At 64.4% G+C, this 1,543-nt stretch carries 1 pseudogene; it reads left to right on the plus strand.

What is annotated here, in order from left to right:
* Positions 1-1,543: pseudogene (gene treS / locus STRIP9103_RS20530) on the plus strand (maltose alpha-D-glucosyltransferase); the annotation flags it as partial.

The following is a 1,543-nucleotide window of genomic DNA, read 5'->3' on the forward strand; positions in this document are numbered from 1 at the left end:
CTTCCAGGACAGCAACGGCGACGGCATCGGCGACTCAAGGGCTGACCGCCAAACTCGACTACCTGCAGTGGCTGGGCATCGACTGCATCTGGCTCCCGCCCTTCTTCAAATCCCCCCTGCGGGACGGCGGTTACGACGTCTCCGACTACACCGCCGTCCTCCCCGAATTCGGCGACCTCGCCGACTTCGTGGAATTCGTCGACGCCGCCCACCAGCGCGGCATGCGCGTCATCATCGACTTCGTCATGAACCACACCAGCGACCAGCACCCCTGGTTCCAGGAGTCCAGGAACAACCCCGAAGGACCCTACGGCGACTACTACGTCTGGGCCGACAAGGACGACCAGTACCAGGACGCCCGCATCATCTTCGTCGACACCGAAGTCTCCAACTGGACCTTCGACCCCGTCCGCAAGCAGTACTTCTGGCACCGCTTCTTCTCCCACCAACCAGACCTCAACTACGAGAACCCGGCCGTACAGGAGGAGATCATCTCGGCACTGCGGTTCTGGCTGGACCTGGGCATCGACGGCTTCCGGCTCGACGCCGTGCCCTACCTGTACCAGCAGGAGGGCACCAACTGCGAAAACCTCCCGGCCACCCACGACTTCCTGAAACGGGTACGCAAGGAGATCGACGCCCACTATCCCGACACCGTACTGCTGGCCGAGGCCAACCAGTGGCCGGAAGACGTCGTCGACTACTTCGGCGACTTCCCCAGCGGCGGCGACGAATGCCACATGGCATTCCACTTCCCCGTCATGCCGAGGATCTTCATGGCCGTCCGAAGGGAATCCCGCTACCCCGTCTCCGAAATCCTCGCCAAGACCCCGGCCATCCCCTCCAACTGCCAGTGGGGCATCTTCCTGCGCAACCACGACGAGCTGACACTCGAAATGGTCACCGACGAAGAACGCGACTACATGTACGCGGAATACGCCAAAGACCCGCGGATGCGCGCCAACATCGGCATCCGCCGCCGACTCGCCCCCCTCCTCGACAACGACCGCAACCAGATCGAACTGTTCACCGCCCTGCTGCTGTCCCTGCCGGGCTCACCGATCCTCTACTACGGCGACGAGATCGGCATGGGCGACAACATCTGGCTCGGCGACCGCGACGCCGTACGCACCCCCATGCAATGGACCCCGGACCGCAACGCCGGATTCTCCTCCAGCGACCCCGGGCGGCTGTTCCTCCCCACCATCATGGACCCGGTCTACGGCTACCAGGTCACGAACGTCGAGGCGTCGATGTCCTCACCGTCGTCACTGCTGCACTGGACCCGCCGCATGATCGAGATCCGCAAGCAGAACCCCGCCTTCGGCCTCGGCGCCTACACCGAACTGCCCTCGACCAACCCCGCCGTCCTGGCCTACCTCCGGGAGTACGAGGACGACCTCGTACTGTGCGTCAACAACTTCTCCCGCTTCGCCCAGCCCACCGAACTCGACCTGCGCGCCCACGAAGACGCCACCCCGTCGAACTCATCGGCGGCGTCCGCTTCCCCGCCATCGGTGAACTGCCCTACCTCCTCACCCTC

Source organism: Streptomyces ipomoeae 91-03, assembly GCF_000317595.1.
GTDB classification, from domain to species: Bacteria; Actinomycetota; Actinomycetes; order Streptomycetales; family Streptomycetaceae; genus Streptomyces; species Streptomyces ipomoeae.